This window comes from Clostridium simiarum (assembly GCF_018919175.1).
GTDB classification, from domain to species: Bacteria; Bacillota; Clostridia; order Clostridiales; family Clostridiaceae; genus Clostridium_L; species Clostridium_L simiarum.
The window spans coordinates 1,033,918-1,051,563 of the sequence record NZ_JAHLQL010000001.1; the positions used below are offsets into that span (position 1 = coordinate 1,033,918).

17 protein-coding genes are annotated in these 17,646 nt (G+C 32.4%); all 17 read right to left on the bottom strand.

The window, feature by feature from the left end:
* Entirely contained in the window at nt 1-282 is a 282-nt protein-coding gene (gene flgM, locus KQI89_RS04985; protein ID WP_216456145.1) for a flagellar biosynthesis anti-sigma factor FlgM, read from the bottom strand.
* Between the two features lie 208 nt (nt 283-490).
* Complete coding sequence (gene fliY, locus KQI89_RS04990; protein WP_216456146.1) at nt 491-1,651, bottom strand: flagellar motor switch phosphatase FliY; 1,161 nt, start codon at nt 1,649-1,651, stop codon at nt 491-493.
* Nucleotides 1,644-2,639: a flagellar motor switch protein FliM gene (fliM, locus tag KQI89_RS04995; RefSeq protein ID WP_032122003.1), complete on the bottom strand. Its 996-nt coding sequence runs from the start codon at nt 2,637-2,639 to the stop codon at nt 1,644-1,646. Before fliM ends, fliY begins: the two co-directional genes overlap by 8 nt.
* Nucleotides 2,640-2,658: 19 nt before the next feature.
* Complete coding sequence (locus KQI89_RS05000; protein WP_032122004.1) at nt 2,659-3,063, bottom strand: chemotaxis protein CheW; 405 nt, start codon at nt 3,061-3,063, stop codon at nt 2,659-2,661.
* A gap of 15 nt (nt 3,064-3,078) precedes the next feature.
* The gene (locus KQI89_RS05005) at nt 3,079-3,438 is read right to left on the bottom strand and encodes a response regulator (RefSeq protein WP_032122005.1); all 360 of its coding nucleotides are present in this window, start codon (nt 3,436-3,438) and stop codon (nt 3,079-3,081) included.
* Nucleotides 3,439-3,456: 18 nt separating this feature from the next.
* On the bottom strand, nt 3,457-4,062 hold the full coding sequence (locus KQI89_RS05010; RefSeq protein ID WP_032122006.1) for a chemotaxis protein CheC: 606 nt from the start codon (nt 4,060-4,062) through the stop codon (nt 3,457-3,459).
* A gap of 45 nt (nt 4,063-4,107) precedes the next feature.
* Nucleotides 4,108-6,198: a chemotaxis protein CheA gene (locus KQI89_RS05015; protein WP_216456147.1), complete on the bottom strand. Its 2,091-nt coding sequence runs from the start codon at nt 6,196-6,198 to the stop codon at nt 4,108-4,110.
* 12 nt (nt 6,199-6,210) lie between these two features.
* The gene (locus KQI89_RS05020; protein ID WP_216456148.1) at nt 6,211-6,978 is read right to left on the bottom strand and encodes a CheR family methyltransferase; all 768 of its coding nucleotides are present in this window, start codon (nt 6,976-6,978) and stop codon (nt 6,211-6,213) included.
* A gap of 2 nt (nt 6,979-6,980) precedes the next feature.
* Nucleotides 6,981-8,081 carry a protein-glutamate methylesterase/protein-glutamine glutaminase gene (locus KQI89_RS05025; protein ID WP_216456149.1) on the bottom strand — a complete coding sequence of 367 codons (1,101 nt, stop codon included), beginning with the start codon at nt 8,079-8,081 and terminating at the stop codon, nt 6,981-6,983.
* Nucleotides 8,082-8,096: 15 nt separating this feature from the next.
* The gene (locus KQI89_RS05030; RefSeq protein WP_216456150.1) at nt 8,097-8,585 is read right to left on the bottom strand and encodes a chemotaxis protein CheD; all 489 of its coding nucleotides are present in this window, start codon (nt 8,583-8,585) and stop codon (nt 8,097-8,099) included.
* Between the two features lie 10 nt (nt 8,586-8,595).
* Nucleotides 8,596-9,045 carry a chemotaxis protein CheW gene (locus KQI89_RS05035; protein ID WP_032122011.1) on the bottom strand — a complete coding sequence of 150 codons (450 nt, stop codon included), beginning with the start codon at nt 9,043-9,045 and terminating at the stop codon, nt 8,596-8,598.
* A gap of 14 nt (nt 9,046-9,059) precedes the next feature.
* Complete coding sequence (locus KQI89_RS05040; RefSeq protein ID WP_216456151.1) at nt 9,060-10,997, bottom strand: flagellar assembly protein A; 1,938 nt, start codon at nt 10,995-10,997, stop codon at nt 9,060-9,062.
* A 181-nt stretch (nt 10,998-11,178) separates the two neighbouring features.
* A complete protein-coding gene (locus KQI89_RS05045) occupies nt 11,179-12,003 on the bottom strand; it encodes an aminotransferase class IV (protein WP_216456152.1) in 825 nt (274 codons plus the stop codon).
* 19 nt (nt 12,004-12,022) lie between these two features.
* Nucleotides 12,023-12,664: an HAD-IB family hydrolase gene (locus KQI89_RS05050; protein ID WP_216456666.1), complete on the bottom strand. Its 642-nt coding sequence runs from the start codon at nt 12,662-12,664 to the stop codon at nt 12,023-12,025.
* A gap of 130 nt (nt 12,665-12,794) precedes the next feature.
* Entirely contained in the window at nt 12,795-13,178 is a 384-nt protein-coding gene (locus KQI89_RS05055) for a DUF1292 domain-containing protein (protein ID WP_032122014.1), read from the bottom strand.
* Nucleotides 13,179-13,488: 310 nt separating this feature from the next.
* On the bottom strand, nt 13,489-17,007 hold the full coding sequence (gene nifJ / locus KQI89_RS05060) for a pyruvate:ferredoxin (flavodoxin) oxidoreductase (protein WP_216456153.1): 3,519 nt from the start codon (nt 17,005-17,007) through the stop codon (nt 13,489-13,491).
* Between the two features lie 174 nt (nt 17,008-17,181).
* Nucleotides 17,182-17,607: a flavodoxin gene (locus KQI89_RS05065; protein ID WP_032122016.1), complete on the bottom strand. Its 426-nt coding sequence runs from the start codon at nt 17,605-17,607 to the stop codon at nt 17,182-17,184.
* Nucleotides 17,608-17,646: the final 39 nt, after the last annotated feature.

A 17,646-nucleotide genomic window follows, 5' to 3' on the forward strand; every position in this document is an offset into this window, starting at 1 on the left:
TTAAACTTCTCTCCCTTTCATAATCCTTAGCATTTTATCTGCTAAAATTCTTGAATCTACTTTATATGTGCCATTTTTCACTCTAGTCTTTATATTTTCAACTCTTTTTTCATCAAATAAACCGTCTATATCATCATTAGATATAACTCTTAAGCTTTTTGCAACATCAGATATTTCAACAGAATCCTTCTTTGGTTCTATTGATTTCTTTTCAGCTACTCGCTTATTGTCCTCATAAGATTTTATATAATTAGCATTATGACTAATAGGTTTAATATTCATTAGAACACCTCCAAGGCTTAATTCAATTCTCTATTTTTATTTTTTTATAAAAGCCTTAGCTTTTATCAATCTCCCATTATTACTTAATTTATTATCGTACCCTTATGTAAAAAGTTTAGAGAAAAAAATACAAATAAAAAGTGTAAAGTTTAACTCTACACTTTTTATTGCTTATATATTGTCTTTTATTTAATTCACTAAATTTTGGTTATTTACCTAAAGATTTTACTCTTTCATCATTGCTTACTATATTAGTTATTCTAACCCCAAAATTCTCATCTACAACAACAACTTCGCCATAAGCTACTCTTTTTCCATTTACTAGAATCTCCACAGGTTCTTCTGCTAACTTATCTAGTTCTACTAGAGATCCTGTGCCTAAACTTAAAATGTCTTTTATGGATTTTTTTGTTCTTCCAAGTACTACAGATATCTCTAAAGGTACATCCAAAATAAGGTCTATGTTTTTTGGAGTACTATAGGATGAGTTACCTTGTAGTGGTTGGAAAGAAGCCTTTTGTACCTCTACTATAGATTCCGGAGTAGAAATTATTGGTTTTTCGTTAACTTTATGTGTCTCCATTATTCCATTACTCATAGCAGATAACTCCCTATTTTCTGTAACTCCAGAATTATTGTTTTGTGATATATTATTATCACTTTGCTGCACCTCCATAGATTCATCATCTTGTCCCATCATTATACCCACAATTTTCTTTCCTGTATTAACAGGTAATAGTTGCATTATAGTACTATCAACCAAATCCCCAATGGCCATCTTGAAAGAAACTTTTATTATTTTCTCATCATCTGACATATCTTCCACCAATGGGTCTGTAGTATCTACCCATATCTTAGATATAGGTGGTGATATATTAACTTCTCTTCCAAACATAGTAGCCATAGATGTAGCTGCTGAGCCTATCATTTGGTTCATAGCTTCTGAAACTGCACTAACTTCCAATTCAGAAAGTTGAGTATTTACTGAACTTCCATCTCCACCCATCATCAAATTTGAGATTACTGCAGCATCAGTGGTTTTCATAACTAAGAGATTTTTTCCTAAAATCCCACTGGTAAATTTAACCTCTAAAGCTATATTTGGTATTTCAAAAGTGTTTTTTAATTCCCCTAAAGTTGTAACAGTAACTACAGGGGTAGTTATGTTTACTGGTTGATTTATTATTTGAGATAGAGCTGTGGAAGCTGAGCCCATGGATATATTACCTATTTCACCTAAAAGGTCTTTATCTATGTCAGTTACTTCTTCCTCTGCTGCCTCTATATTTTCATTAGAGGATTTAGTTTCTCCTCCATCTCCATTTAATAAAGAATCTATTTCCTCTTGGGAAAGAAACCCATTACTCATAGTTTTCCACTTCCTTATCTATAATATCTAAAACTTCAACTCCCATATTTTTACCTATTATACCTGGTTTTGCGTAGAAACTATCTTCACCCTCAACTATAAGTTTTATAGCACTATTATGTTTATTATTAAGTGTTACCACATCTCCAACATTTAGTTTTAAGAATTCATCTACAGTTACGGAAGTTTTGCCCAGTATAGCACCTAGGGACACATCAACAATATCTAACCTATTTCTTAATTTCTCCCTAGATTCTCTAAGTATACCTTCATCATTTTGTTGGAACCAGTATTGTACTACTAGTTTATCTAGAACTTTTTCAATACTTAAATATGGTATACAAATATTTATAAATGTATTATTTCTACCCATTTCTACAGAAAAAGTTACCAGCGCTACAGGTTCATTAGGTGCTAAAGTTTGATTTAAAGCTGGATTAGTTTCTATGCCTTCTATTTCTGTTTGCACCTCTAAAATATCTTCCCAGGCTAGTTTTAAGTTCCCTATAAGTCCCTTATTAACTTGCTTTATTATATTTTTGTCTATATCAGTAAATTCTCTTAATTTATACTTACCATCTCCATTTCCTCCCAATAATATATCTATTACCTGAAACACGAATTGAGGGTTTGTTTCAAATAATATAGATCCATTTAATGGTGGCATCTTGAATACAGTAAGTATAGTAGGGTTAGGTATAGAATGTATAAATTCCTCGTAAGTCATCTGCTCTACAGACTCAATCTTTATTTTTACATTGGTTCTGACTTGAGCAGAAAGATAGTTCGATATAATCCTTGCATAATTATCATGAATGAGTTCTAAAGTCCTTATATGATCTTTTGAAAACTTCTGTGGACTTCTAAAATCATACGGTTTTACCTTTCGTTTCTCTTCTTCTTTTGGAAGCTCGTCCGGCACTATTTCGCCAGAGGACAAGGCAGACAGCAAGGCATCTATTTCACTTTGGGACAACACTTCTGCCATTATATTCCCTCATTTCTTATTAATAATTTGATAGTAATTTGTCTATATCTATTAATGTAACTATTCTATCTTTAAAATTAATAACTCCTTTTATATATGATTTCTTTTTTTGATCTTCTACTTTTTCAATGATGCTTTCTTCTACTTCTAAAACTTCATCTACTTGATCTACAGTTATACCTACTTGCTCCTCTTGCATATTAAGTATTATTATATTGTTTTGTTCAATGGCTGATAACCCCATATCTAAAAGTAAATTTATATCCAAAAGTGATATTATACTTCCTCTTAGATTTATAAGTCCTTTTATATAACTTGGAGCCTTAGGAACTTTTGTTATTTCCATGATGTCATTTATACCTTGTACCTTCGAAGTCTCTACGGCAAACTGCTCATCATTTAATCTAAATATTACTATTTGCATTTAGAAAAGCCTCCTTTAGCCTATGGTCTTTTTTATAGCTTCTAAAACCCTATCAGCTTGGAATGGTTTTACTATAAAGTCTCTTGCTCCTGCTCTTATAGCATCCATTACCATAGTTTGTTGTCCCATAGCGCTACACATTATTATTTTTGCTGCTGGGTCAAAGGCTTTAATTTCCTTTACTGCTTCTATTCCATCCATATCAGGCATTGTAATATCCATAGTTACCACATCTGGTTTCTCTTTCTTATATATTTCTATAGCTTTAATGCCATTACTTGCTTCTCCTACAACTTCAAACCCATTTTTTTCAAGAATGTCTTTAATCATCATTCTCATAAAAGCAGCGTCGTCAACGATTAATACTTTTGCCATTTTTTCATACCTCCAACATTAAATTACTCCTAATGTATTTAACATTTTCTCTAAAGACCCAGGCATTGGGACGTAGTAAAAATGCCCACTAATATTCTGGTTCAAATCATTATTTAAGAACATGGTTTCAATATCTAATACTTGATCATCATATTGAGCTGACTCAATGAATGTAGTGCTAAGGATAGCCCCTAACATATCATAGGTTACAGCAGGAACAGATGGTGTTATAAGCAAATTTGTAAACTTTGCTATAGCATTCATGTAAGATCCCGATATTATGTTCCCTATTTCACAGAGCACAGAATATCCCATCTCACTTATATTATCCTCCCGCAAACCTGTCAATTGCTCTATTATATTTAAAGATACCTCCTTTTCAAATATAAATAATATATTCCCAGGGGTATCTCCTAATACCCTAACAATAACTCCTACTACTTCTTTTTCTGCTCCAATACGAGAGAAGACCTCATCAAATGATACTATATTAACAGCAGGTACTGTCATGTCAACTTTTTTATTTAATAACTGTGAAAGTGCTGTTGCTGCATTTCCTGCTCCTATGTTTCCTACTTCTCTTAACGCATCAAGCTGCATTGCAGTGAACTTTGAATAGCTCATTCTATTTTATCACCTCACTTAAACTTGTGATGAGGAATTTTTTTATTAAATTAAGGCTGCCACATCAAGAATCAGTGTAACTAGTCCATCACCTAATATGGTAGCTCCTATATACTCTTTTAATCCTTGAAGAGTTTTTCCAAGAGGTTTTATAACTATTTCTTGTTGTCCTAATAGACCATCCACTAAAAGGCCTACAGTTTTTTCTCCTACATTTACTATTACTATAAATCTCTTTTCATCTTCTCCTACTTCAAGTCCTATATTCTCATTCACTCTAACTAATGGAATAACATTACCTCTGTAAATTATAACTTCTTTTCCGTTAGTTTTCTTTAGCAGCTCCTCACTATAGTCAATTACTCTATCTATATATCCTAAAGATATAGCCATAGTTTCACTACCAACTTTCACAAGGAGAGCTTGAATTATTTGTAGAGTTAATGGTAGTTTAATTATAAATGTGGAACCTTTATCTATTTCACTTATAACATCTACAGTTCCACCTAAAGCTGCAATCTTCGTCTTAACAACATCCATTCCAACTCCACGACCTGAAATATCTGTAACCTGTTCATTAGTGCTAAATCCTTGAAGGAATATGAGATTTCTAATGTCATTATCACTCATTCCATCTGTACTGATTCCCATTCTTTCAGCTTTAATTCTAACTTTTTCTACTTCTATTCCTTTTCCATCATCTTCTACCTTTATAACAGCCTTAGTACCTTCTTGATAAGCACTTAATTTAATTCTTCCTACAGGTTTTTTTCCTTTAGCTATCCTATCTTCTTTAGACTCTATTCCATGATCAGCTGCATTTCTTATAAGATGTATAAGCGGTTCTCCTATTTCGTCTATAACAGTTCTATCCAATTCAGTGTCCTGACCCTCTATTACAAACTCCATTTCTTTATTAAGCTCTACAGAAAGGTCTCTTATCATCCTTGGAAATCTATTGAATACAACATCAAGAGGTAGCATCCTTATCTTCATTACCAAATCTTGCAGATCTGATGTAGTTCTAGCTACTTGTTCTAAAGTTTCATTTAACTCACCTAATTTGTAGCTTGTACTTATCTGTTCTAATCTTGTTCTATGTATCACAAGTTCGGACACCATATTCATAAATTTGTCTAATCTTTCTAGATCAACTCTTACAGACTGGTGTGCTTTTTTATGAATACCGTTATTTTCTCTTTCTTTATGTTCTTCTTTTGCCTTAGGCTTTTTAACCTCTTCTGAAGATTTCACTTCATGCTTAGGCTCTGAATTTTTTGACGTTTCTTCTATTTCTTTTTCTCTTATTTCACTTTCTGTTACAACTTTAACATTATTTTCTGCAATTTGTTTTATTTTATTAGAACTTAAATCTATTTCACTAACTTCTACCTTGCTTACTTCAGATATATTAGATACAATATCAAATACCTCTTTATCTTCTTTAGTAGTTATATAAACCAAGGATAATTCAAAGTCAAAGTTTTCATTTTCAATATCTTCTGCACTTGGTATGGATTTTATTATTTCTCCATTTTCTTCTAGAGATTTAAATATTAAAAATGCTCTTGCAGATTTCAGTAGGGTATTTTCATCTAAAACTATGTTTATCTCTTGAGAGTTAAACCCCTTTTCTCCTGCTTGCTTAATTACATTAATATCATATTCATTAAGCTGCAGTCTGTCTTTTACTGAATTATCTTCAACTTTCATCTCTTGAGCTTCAACTTCTTTTTCTTCTTCCTCTTCTATACTTTCACCTTCTGCTATAGATTCTAGTTGTTTCATTATATCTGCTATGTCTTTCTCTCCCTCTATGCCTTCAGCTACATCATCTACCATTTTTTCAAGAGTATCCAAACATTCAAAAAGTACAGTTACAACCCTTTGAGTTACTTTAAGTTGGCCTTCCCTAAATTTTGATAAGACATCCTCCATTTTATGGGTTAATTCTGCCATATCATTATAACCCATAGTGGCTGCCATACCTTTTATAGTATGAGCTACACGAAATATTTCATTTAACTTATCTATATCATTTGGTTGTTGTTCAAGTTCTAATAAGGACTCATTTAAAGTTTGAAGATTATCCATAGACTCTTCTAAAAACATGGATAAATATTGTTGTGTATCCATATATTTACCTCCTTATAGCTTCTTATATATAAAAGTAGAAGCCTTTTCAAATCCAAAATCTCTATAATTATATATACTTTCGGTGGCTCCTACAAATAATATGCCACTTCGATTCAAAGAACTGCTGAATTTTTTATATATATCATTTTTTATATCTTGATTGAAATATATTACTACATTTCTACAGACTATAACGTCAAATCCACTATCATATCTATCTAGAATTAGATCATGTTTTTTAAAGGTTACCATACTTTTTATCTTATTATCCAGTATGTATTTTTCTCCAATTACTTTGAAATACTTGTCTATATATTCTTTTTTTATATTTTTAACATCTGAATAAGTATATTCTCCCTTTTTTGCCTTTTCAAGTATAGTAGCATCTAAATCTGTAGCTATAATATTATGTCTTACTCCAGGAGATATCTCATCTAATATCATTGCTATAGAATAAGGCTCTGCACCAATAGAGCAGGCAGCACTCCATATTTTAAGAGGTCTTTTATTTATCCTTAACTCTTCTTGAAGCTTTCCTTTAAACTCATTAAAAATATCTGGATTCCTAAAAAACTCTGTAACATTTATAGTTATAAAATCTAAAAATTTTTGTCTTTGACCCTGATCTTTTTTAAGTAAAGCTACATACTCATCAACAGAATTTACCCCTACTCTAGACATTAAACTTTGAATTCTTCTATGAAGCTGATTGGACTTATAGGCTGATAAATCTATGCCAAAATCTTTTAAAACCCATTGCTCGAATTGTATTAAATCCATTTCTATCTTCTAACCCCCATCACAGTTTTTACAATATGCACAGGAATTTCTTCTAAGGGTAACACAAGGTCTACCTTGCCTGTTTCATAGGCAGCTTTAGGCATACCATATATAGTACATGTAGATTCATCTTCTGACAGAGTAAATCCGCCTCTACTTTTAACTTCAACGGTACCGCCTGCACCATCTCTTCCCATACCTGTAAGCACTACGCTCATAAGTCTTGATCCATATAGCTTTGAAGCAGATATAAATAACTTATCCACAGCAGGCCTAACTCCCCAAATTGTAGGTTCTGTATTAAGATGAAGCTTGCCATCCCCTCCTACTTCTAAATGGAATCCACCTGGTGCTATATATACTACATTTTTTTCTATATTCTGCCCATCAAAAGCCTCTACAACTTTTATGTCACTATTATTATTTAATCTTTCCGCAAAAGCCTTTGTAAAGCCTGCTGGCATATGTTGTACAATTATAACAGGTACACCTAAATTAACAGGCAAAGCTGTAACAACTGTATAAAGAGCCTTTGGGCCACCAGTAGATGCCCCTATAACCACTGCATCTATTTTTCCTAAAGCATCAGTTTCAGCCTCTTTTCTCTTTCTTAAAGCCTCACGTTTAGCTTCTCTCTCTTCTTTTAAAGATTGAGTTCTTTTCTCAAACTTATTAAAATTTCTATTTACCTGTGCAGAACTTTTATTATATGCAGCCCTTATCTTTTCTATTAAATCATTTCTAACCTTATTTATGTCTAAAGAAATAGTGCCTGAAGGTTTAGGTATGAAATCAAAGGCACCTGCCTCAAGGCACTCCATTGTTAATTCCGTTCCTTTTGTTGAAATGCTACTTAGCATTATAACAGGTATATGTATATTTTTTCTTTTAAGTTCCTTTAGAGCTGTTATACCATCCATTTTAGGCATTTCAACATCTAATGTTATGGCATCAGGTCTATGTTTTTCTAGCTTTGATAGTAGCTCTTCTCCATTTCGTGCTATGTCTATAACTTCTATATCCGACTCTTCATTTAGCATATCAGATATTATCTTCCTCATTAAAGCTGAATCATCTACTACAATAACTTTAATTTTACTCAAGCATTATCAACTCCATTATAATTCTTTAATACCCATGCCAACGGTTCTTATTTGAACAACTCCATTTGAAGCATCTAATATCATTGTCCTACCCTTGTTTCCTCCCACATCTATAGCTAATATAGGTATAGATAATTTTTCTAAGGTTTGTTTTACAGCTATACCATTTCTATTTCCTATATCCGTTATCATGCTCTTATCTGAGAAATTAAACATGGAAGCTCCACCAGCTATTTTAGCCTTTATGTTTCTTCTTCTCGCTCCTTGTTTTTCCATTCTTTCCAAAAGTAAAGGTATGGCAAGGTCAGCAAACTTTAAGGGATTAGTCACATTGTTAAATTGAGTACTATCTGGCAACATAATGTGAGCAAGTCCACCTAAAGATGCTGTCCTATCATAAAATGCAATACCTATACAGGAGCCCAATCCAACAGTAATTATTTTTCCTGGTGAATATACAATATTAAGATCTGCAATACCTACTCTGACTTCATTAATTTCCATATTTTCACCCTTACATCATGGATTGTTTTTCTTCGTCTGTTAAAATGCTTCCCAAGTTTAAGAATATGATTATTTTTTTATCTAATTTTATAAGACCTTTTATATATCTTTTGGAAATAGTTGTTGCTATATCTGGAGGATTTTCTATATTTTCTGATTTTATATCTCTAACTTCTGACACCACATCTACTATCATACCTATTTTTTGCTCTTTTTGCTTTACTACTATTATCTTGGACTCTGCATTTTTTACTCCTTGTGGAAGATTAAATCTTCTAGCAAGGCTTACTACAGGTAATATATGTCCTTCGTAGTTTATTACCCCTTCTACAAAATCAGGAGCATCTGGAAGCACTGTAGGCTCTTCATAGCCTAGTATTCTTTCAACTTCCATTATATCTGTTGCATAATGTTCTCCATTTAGGCTAAAGATTAAAATCTTAATCTCTTTTTCATTCATGGTATTGAATCCTCCTATAATTTTAGTCTGTCTATAATTATATCTCCATCTTCATCAACATAGGCATGTACATCTTTACTTGGTACATCTAATACACTTTCTTTTTCACCAAAAGCAAAAATAGTGTTTTGATAAGCAACTTCTACATATATATGTCCTTTAGACTCCACTGCCAGTCTTGTGGATACACCACCACTACTACCTACAGTTTTTGCCCTTATTTCATTTTTAGCTTTTATAGTGCCACCTCTTGCTATACTCCCTGGCTCTTCGAAATATACTCCATTATTTGATGAAATGTTTGAAATATATTCTCCTTTTCCTTTAAAAAATATATTTCCTGAACTCTGAATATTTGAATCTTGACAATAATTCAGTGTAACATTTACTGGCAAGGTTAAATTATTGTTTAATATTTCAATCTTTCTTTTAACAATAGATATTATATCATCTATTTCACTAAAATGTTTAATCTTTAAAGGGCCAAATCCAATTATTTTCTCTTTCAATATATCTACAACTTCTGTATTAATATCGTCCTCTAGCATAGAATCTCTTAAAATATTAGCACAAATTTTTGGAAGAGTTTTAAACTTATTATCTATTAAAGCTTTAATAATTTCACCATCTGCTACATCTTTATTGACTAGATTAAATCTTTTAATTTCCATTACACTGGTCATCATTGATTCTAGTGCATTTAAAAGTGTACTTAAGTCATTTAAATATTGAAGCTTTAAAACATCATTTCCTCCTCCATAAACCCTGGATAACAATATATTTCCTTTTATATCTATATCCCCTTTACCTATTATCTCTGAGGATTCTATAGCACCTTCTATTAAAACTGAACTTCCGCCTTCTATCTTCATACCTTCTTTAACATTCCCCTTTATCACTATGTCTCCTGAAAACTTAATGTTTCCAGTCTTTAAATCCACATCTGATAAAACTTCATGTACTGGTTTTACATAGAAAGTTCCATTTTTAAATGTAGGCTTCCCTTCTATTGTAGATATTATCTTATCTCCTTCATCAGAAAGCTTACATCCATCTGCCGCTCTAAATACTATAGGTTTTGCAGGTTTATAGGAAAGAGTGTCGCCCTTTACACTTTTTCCTTCCATTCCAGGCTTGCCTTTTATCTTTTCAGCAATAACATCCCCTTTTTTAAATGCCTGTACAGCACCTATACTTTTATAATCTATTCGACCCCTTTTATCTTCTTTGAATTTGTTGATATCTTGACCATATTTAAAATCGATGTAATCCTGCTCTTCATCTACTGGCAATAGTCCCTCTGCTAAAAGTATATTGTTTTGGTTTTTTTCATTTATAAGTTTATCTATCTCTTCTTCTTTTATACCAAAAACAATTCCTGATTTTTCTAAAGCTGCCTTTACCTCTTCGTAGGTATATAATGGAGAATAAACATTTTCTTCTTTTAATTCAATATTTAAAATCTTTTTATCTATTGTATCTTTAAGACTATAAATCTTTTTAGGTACAAATTCTGTGCTTCCATAAGCCTTCATCTTATCTGGAAATATCTTGATATCCAAAATTCTCTTTGGCACAGTATCATCTTCAGGTATGGTTACCTCAATATTGCTACTACTAAGCACAAATTTTTCTTCCTTTATTTCTTCTCCATCAACTTTGATAACTACCTTTTCTGAAGGAGTGATTTTTGCAGGCCTCCCTCCTTCTTTAGGATCTAAAACATAAATTTTCCTATCCTTTATACCGATAATTCCATCTTTGTCTTCAATTTGCTCTGGCTCTTTGTCTTTTTCCTTTACTGTAACCTTAATTACAACTTTCTTGCTGAACAGACCTTTTTTTTCCTCAATTATAGTATAAATTAAATCTCCTTGCGGAATATTAAGGTCTTTACTGGCTTGGAAAAGACATTTTTCAAGAGTTGAAGCTGAATAAACTTTTCCCACCATTTTCCTCTCCTCAATATATTAAAATTTTACATTTTAAGTATACCACATTGGAAATGTTTTTCATATATATTATTTTCCATAGGTTAACTTTAATAATTATTTTAATCTTACTTTATTTTTTATTAATAGTCTATACTTCTTCATTTTTTAACAAAGAAGCCTTACTATTTATTATCGTTCTTTACGTCCAACAATTTATATAATTTTGCATTCTTTCCTGATATTTATTTATTATAATTTTTATAATAGGATTTTGTGGAGAATTTAGTGCTTTTTCATCGATGTAACTTATAGGCAAAACCCTAGGAGAAGTCCCTGATATAAAAGCACCATCTAAAAATTTTATCTCTTCATAACTATAACCTTCTTCTACAACTTTTATTTTATTTTCTGTACAAAGCCTTAATATTTCTTCTCTAGTTATACCAGGCAATACATCTGCCAAAGGTGAAGTTATTACTTTATCTCCCTTTACAAAGAAAATATTTGACCTGCTTCCTTCAGTTATCCTCCCCTTTCTATCTACTAGTATAGCTTCATATGCATTAGCCTTTTTTATGCTTTCATTTATTTTTTCTCTAAAATCATCATTTACTATTTTCGCATTAGGGTTATCTCTTTCTCCATGATAAAGAATAGTTTTTACCCCTTCTTCATAGAGCTCCGCCTCTGGATAATGGTGATTTATATAAAAAAGCGTGAAATCTTTCTTAGGCTTATCAGCATTTATAACTAGCTTTATATTGCCATCTATTTTATTGTTAGCACCTATAAGTTTAATTATATTTTCTTTACAAAAGTCATAGCTGTATGGAAAATCCATATGGATTAATTCCATAGACTTTTTCATCCTTTCTAAATGCTTTTCGCAAAATAAAGGAACCCCATTTATAATCCTTATAACTTCATACACATTAATATCACTATAAATTAAGCTATTGTGAAAATCATGACATTTTTTAACCTCTCCATTTTGAATTAAAAACTCATGTATGCAATCCGCCATAAAATCCCTCCTAAATAGTTTACTTCCATCTTAATATTTCTATATCCTTGCTAGTTTTTCTGAAATTTATAAGATAAGGTTTACCTACCAAATCAAATAAAGGCTTATCTGAAAGAGAATCTGAAAACATATACGAATTTTCATAATCAACTTGTATATTTTCCTTTTTAAGTTCTTCTTTCAATCTTTCTACTTTTTCCTCCCCCTTACAATTCAGACCATCCATACATCTAGTATGAATCCCATCTCTACAAAGATATTTTGTGCCTATTATTTTATCTACTTCCTTTATATTATAAAGTTCTTTTAAGTAGAACTCCGGCGAGGCAGATATTAGATATATAAGATATCCTTCATTTTTTAACTTTTTTATCATATTAATAGCATCTTCATATATTATATTGCTCAATCTACTCTTATAAAATTCCTTTACTAAAACATCCAAGTCTCTTTCATGGATTCCATCAATAAATTTTAAAAAAGTTTCTTTTGTTTTTTTCTCATCAAAAATTCCAAATACAAACATAAGACCTGAAAATATAGCCCTAGGAATATATATAAGGTTTTTAGGATTCTTTTTTATCATAAATTTAAACAATTCCATTAATGTTTCTTTTCTAGTTAAAGTGTAATCCACATCAAATATAGCAAGCTTAACTATAGCATACAACTCCTTTATTTTAGTATAGATCATAAAGCCTATCCAATACTAAGTTTTACTTAGATTTTTTAATGCTAATTTTTAGAAAACTATAGCAAAAAACTGCTGCAATAGCAGCAGTTTTAATATTCTATTCTTCTTCTTCTAATAAAGTTTCATAGTACTTTGAAACTTCTTCAAACTCTTGGTCTTCTGGTATAACTAATTCACCATCTTCTCCTACTGCTTTAAACAAGTACACTGATCCATCAGTTGGATTTTGTACTAATACATATTGACCATCTTTATATTCGAATCCGTCTACCACCTCACATGGTGTGACATTACCTTCTTCATCCTCTAAATCTACTACGAAAGATTCAAATTCATGGCTATGATCTCCACATCCACAACCACATTCATGCTCATGATCATGATCATGTCCTTCGCATCCACACTCTTTAGTTTCTTCGCAACCGCAATCACTATTTTCTTCGCAGCCGCAACCGCATTTTTTTAATTCGTCATTATTCATGTAATCTCTGACCTCTAATTAGAAAGGTATCATAATAGAAGTTCAGATCTTCACCTCCTTAAAGTATTATGTATCCATTTTAACCTTAATTCAGAAATAATAAAAGGGGTTTTTAAAATTTTATATACTTTCTTTTTACTTATAGTAACTTTCTATTAAAAATCCTTTTTTTACTTTGATTAAGATACATCCATATCCTTTATAAAATTATAGGGTATTTTTTCCAATATTTTAGGTTCAATGTTTTTATTGATCTTTAAATTTAATTAAAAAGACTACCTATTAAGGTAGTCTTTTCTATAAATAATTACTATTGTTGATTAGCAAGCTTCTTATAGTTATTTAATCTTTCCATAGCATCTCTCTCAGTCTTTGCAAATAACTCTTCTGCAAAGTCTGGGTAAGATTTTTGTAGTGAAGCGTATCTAACTTCTCCTAGTAAGAAGTCTCTAAATGCCATTGTTGGTTCTTTAGAGTCTAGGCTAAATGGATTACGTCCAGCATCTTTTACTGTTGGATTGTATCTATATAGTGCCCAGTACCCGCTATCTACTGCTAATTTAGATTCTAATTGGCTGTTACCCATACCATTCTTAATACCATGGTTTATACATGGAGCATAAGCTATTATTAAAGATGGTCCTTCGTATGCTTCAGCTTCAGCTATAGCCTTTAATGTTTGGTTCTTATCTGCTCCCATAGAAATTTGAGCAACATATACATAACCATAACTCATAGCCATCATTCCAAGGTCTTTTTTCTTAGTTCTCTTACCTGAAGCTGCAAACTTAGCTATAGCAGCTGTTGGAGTGGATTTTGATGATTGACCTCCTGTATTTGAGTAAACTTCTGTATCAAATACAAGTACATTTACGTCTTCTCCAGATGCAAGCACGTGGTCTAATCCACCGTATCCTATATCATAAGCCCAACCGTCTCCTCCAAAGATCCAGTGTGATCTCTTAACTAAGAAGTCTTTATTCCCTAATACATCTTTAACAAATTCATTTTGTTTTTCTTGTGATAAAGCAGCTATTACTCTGTTTGCTCTATCTCTTGTACCTTCACCATTGTTTATGTTTTCTAGCCAGTCAGCAAGTACTGCTTTTGTATTATCAGAAACTCCGCTTTCCATAGCAGATTTAACTGATTCAGCTAGTTTTTCTCTCATAGCTCTAACTCCAAGGTACATTCCCATTCCATACTCAGCATTGTCTTCGAATAATGAATTAGCCCAAGCAGGTCCGTTACCATTATGGTTTTTAGTATATGCTGTTGCTGGTGCTGATGCTCCCCAAATTGATGAACATCCTGTAGCATTTGCAATCATCATTCTATCACCAAATAATTGAGTAACAAGCTTAGCATAAGGAGTTTCTCCACAACCAGCACAAGCTCCTGAGAACTCAAGAAGTGGTTGTTCAAATTGGCTTCCCTTAACTGTGTTCTTGTTCATTGGGTTTTCCTTAGGTGCTACTGTTATAGCATAATCCCAATTTTCAGTTTCGTGTAACTGGCTGTCTATTGGCTTCATTATTAATGCCTTTTCAGGTGCTGGGCATACTTGAGCACAGTTTCCACATCCAGTACAGTCAAGTGGGCTTATTTGAATTTTAAAGTTTAATCCTTCGAAGGATTTTCCCCCTACAGCTTTCTTAGTTTGGAATCCTTCTGGTGCATTATTTGTTTCTGCTTCATCTAATAAGAATGGTCTTATTACAGCATGTGGACATACATATGCACATTGGTTACATTGTATACATTTGTCTATTTGCCATTCTGGAACATTTATAGCTATCCCTCTCTTTTCAAAGGCAGATGTTCCATTTTCGAAAGTACCATCTTCCATTCCAACGAATGAGCTAACTGGAAGTTTATCTCCCTCTAATCTATTCATTGGCTCAACTATATCTTTTATAAATGCTGGAACTTTCTTTTCTTCCTTAACTACTTCATCTTTAGCATCTTTCCATGAAGCAGGTACATCTATCTTAACTAATGCTTCTATTCCTCTGTCTATAGCAGCATTATTCATATCAACAACTTTTTGTCCTTTCTTTCCATAGGACTTAACAACAGCATCTTTTAGGTACTTAGTTGCATCTTCTAGCGGAATTATGTTAGCTAACTTGAAGAATGCTGATTGCATTATCATGTTAATTCTTCCGCCTAATCCTATTTCTTGTGCTATCTTAATAGCATTTAATGTATAGAAATGTATATCATTTTCAGCTATATATCTCTTATATTCAGCTGGCAGATGAGCCTCTAACTCCTCTGGTGTCCAGATTGAATTTAATAAGAAAGTACCACCTTTCTTTAATCCATCTAGCACAAAATATTTATAAACATAAGCTTGATTGTGACAGGCAACAAAGTCTGCTCTGTTTATCAAATAAGGAGATTTAATTGGTTTTTTACCAAATCTCAAGTGAGATACAGTAACTCCACCTGATTTCTTAGAGTCATAGGAGAAATAACCTTGAGCATACATGTCTGTATGGTCTCCAATGATCTTTATAGCACTCTTGTTAGCTCCAACAGTACCATCTGATCCAAGACCCCAGAACTTACAACCCTTAGTTCCTTCTGGTGTAGTATCTATATCTTGTGTTAACATTTCAAGGGATGTATTAGTTACATCATCTATTATTCCAACTGTAAATCCATTCTTAGGTGCATCCTTAGCTAAGTTTTCATATATACTCATGATTTGAGTTGGAGTTGTATCTTTTGATCCAAGTCCATATCTTCCACCAACTATAACTGGTGTTCTATCATTTTCATAGAATGCATTCTTAACGTCTAAGTATAATGGTTCTCCAGAAGCACCTGGTTCTTTAGTTCTGTCTAAAACAGCAATCTTCTTAGCAGTGCTTGGTACTGCCTTTAATAATCTCTCTATTGAGAATGGTCTATATAATCTAACTTTTACTAAACCAACCTTTTGTCCATTTGCATTTAGATAGTCTATAGTTTCTTCGATAACATCTGTTACTGAGCCCATAGCTATTATTACTCTATCAGCATCTGCTGCTCCGTAATAATCAAAGCAATGATATTCTCTTCCTGTAATCTTAGTTATTTCTGCCATGTAGTTTTCAACCATCTCTGGTATTACATCATAGAATTTATTTACAGATTCTCTTTCTTGGAAGTAGATATCTGGATTTTGAGCTGTTCCTCTAGTTACTGGATGATCTGGGTTTAAAGCTCTTCTTCTGAAAGCTTCAACAGCATCCTTATCTACTAATTTATCAAGTTCTTCATATTCTATAACCTCTATCTTTTGAACTTCATGAGATGTTCTAAATCCATCAAAGAAGTTTAAGAAAGGTATTCTTGATTTAATTGCTGTTAAGTGAGCTACTGCTGATAGATCCATAACTTCTTGTACGGAACCTTCTGCAAGTAAAGCAAAGCCAGTTTGTCTAGCCGCCATAACGTCTTGATGATCTCCAAATATGCTTAAAGCACTAGTTGCTAATGCTCTAGCAGATACATGAAATACTGCTGGTAATAATTCTCCAGACATTTTATACATATTAGGGAGCATAAGTAATAATCCCTGTGATGCAGTAAATGTAGTTGTCAAAGCTCCAGCTTGTAATGATCCATGAACTGCTCCTGCTGCTCCTGCCTCAGATTGCATTTCCATAACCTTAACTGGTTGACCAAATATGTTCTTTCTTCCTTGTGCGGACCACTCATCAACACTCTCTGCCATTGGAGAAGAAGGAGTGATAGGATATATTGCTGCCACATCAGTAAATGCATATGCGATATGAGCTGCAGCGGTATTTCCATCCATTGTTTTCATATTTCTCATTGCTTCTGACCTCTCTTTCGATTTCTTTATAATATTATTAGAATATTTTAGTAATATTATGGGTCTTTGCAGAACAATTAGCTTTAAAAGGGTTCTTTTAAAGCTAACTAGCAATACTTTCTTACTACTAAAATAATAGATTTAGCAAACTTTAATAATTATTTTCAGTGTATGCTATTTAACCAGCATCCTTCCTAATTCCTTTGCCTTTTCTAACTCTTTTCCATTTGGGGCTTCTTTTACTGTTATGTTTCCAACTACGTTAAATCCATAATCTTGCATCCTAACTATCCATTCTTTCATAAAGGCCCCATCGTCCCATCCAAAAGAACCAAAAAGTACAAGATTTTTGTTTTCATTTGACAACAATTTGAATTGATTTATAAAAGGTTCCATCTCGCTTTGTTCAATTCTATTATTGTCCATAGATGGGCTTCCAAAAGCTACTGCATCTGCTGAAGTTACGTCCTCTAAAGAGGCTTCGTTTACATGTTTTACAATTACCTCAGCTCCAGCTTCTTTTGCTCCTTGGAATATGTGATCAGCTAAAACTTCCACATTTCCTCCATTACTCCAGTATATTATTGATACTTTTCTCATAAATCCACCCTCTTACATTATTTTTAGGAAAAATCAGAC

Bases quoted from the DNA above. Each gene is read 5' to 3' on its own strand.
- flgM (WP_216456145.1), bottom strand. From the start codon at position 282: ATGAATATTAAACCTATTAGTCATAATGCTAATTATATAAAATCTTAT.
- fliY (WP_216456146.1), bottom strand. From the start codon at position 1,651: ATGAGTAATGGGTTTCTTTCCCAAGAGGAAATAGATTCTTTATTAAAT.
- fliM (WP_032122003.1), bottom strand. From the start codon at position 2,639: ATGGCAGAAGTGTTGTCCCAAAGTGAAATAGATGCCTTGCTGTCTGCC.
- KQI89_RS05000 (WP_032122004.1), bottom strand. From the start codon at position 3,063: ATGCAAATAGTAATATTTAGATTAAATGATGAGCAGTTTGCCGTAGAG.
- KQI89_RS05005 (WP_032122005.1), bottom strand. From the start codon at position 3,438: ATGGCAAAAGTATTAATCGTTGACGACGCTGCTTTTATGAGAATGATG.
- KQI89_RS05010 (WP_032122006.1), bottom strand. From the start codon at position 4,062: ATGAGCTATTCAAAGTTCACTGCAATGCAGCTTGATGCGTTAAGAGAA.
- KQI89_RS05015 (WP_216456147.1), bottom strand. From the start codon at position 6,198: ATGGATACACAACAATATTTATCCATGTTTTTAGAAGAGTCTATGGAT.
- KQI89_RS05020 (WP_216456148.1), bottom strand. From the start codon at position 6,978: ATGGATTTAATACAATTCGAGCAATGGGTTTTAAAAGATTTTGGCATA.
- KQI89_RS05030 (WP_216456150.1), bottom strand. From the start codon at position 8,585: ATGGAAATTAATGAAGTCAGAGTAGGTATTGCAGATCTTAATATTGTA.
- KQI89_RS05035 (WP_032122011.1), bottom strand. From the start codon at position 9,045: ATGAATGAAAAAGAGATTAAGATTTTAATCTTTAGCCTAAATGGAGAA.
- KQI89_RS05040 (WP_216456151.1), bottom strand. From the start codon at position 10,997: ATGGTGGGAAAAGTTTATTCAGCTTCAACTCTTGAAAAATGTCTTTTC.
- KQI89_RS05045 (WP_216456152.1), bottom strand. From the start codon at position 12,003: ATGGCGGATTGCATACATGAGTTTTTAATTCAAAATGGAGAGGTTAAA.
- KQI89_RS05055 (WP_032122014.1), bottom strand. From the start codon at position 13,178: ATGAATAATGACGAATTAAAAAAATGCGGTTGCGGCTGCGAAGAAAAT.
- nifJ (WP_216456153.1), bottom strand. From the start codon at position 17,007: ATGAGAAATATGAAAACAATGGATGGAAATACCGCTGCAGCTCATATC.
- KQI89_RS05065 (WP_032122016.1), bottom strand. From the start codon at position 17,607: ATGAGAAAAGTATCAATAATATACTGGAGTAATGGAGGAAATGTGGAA.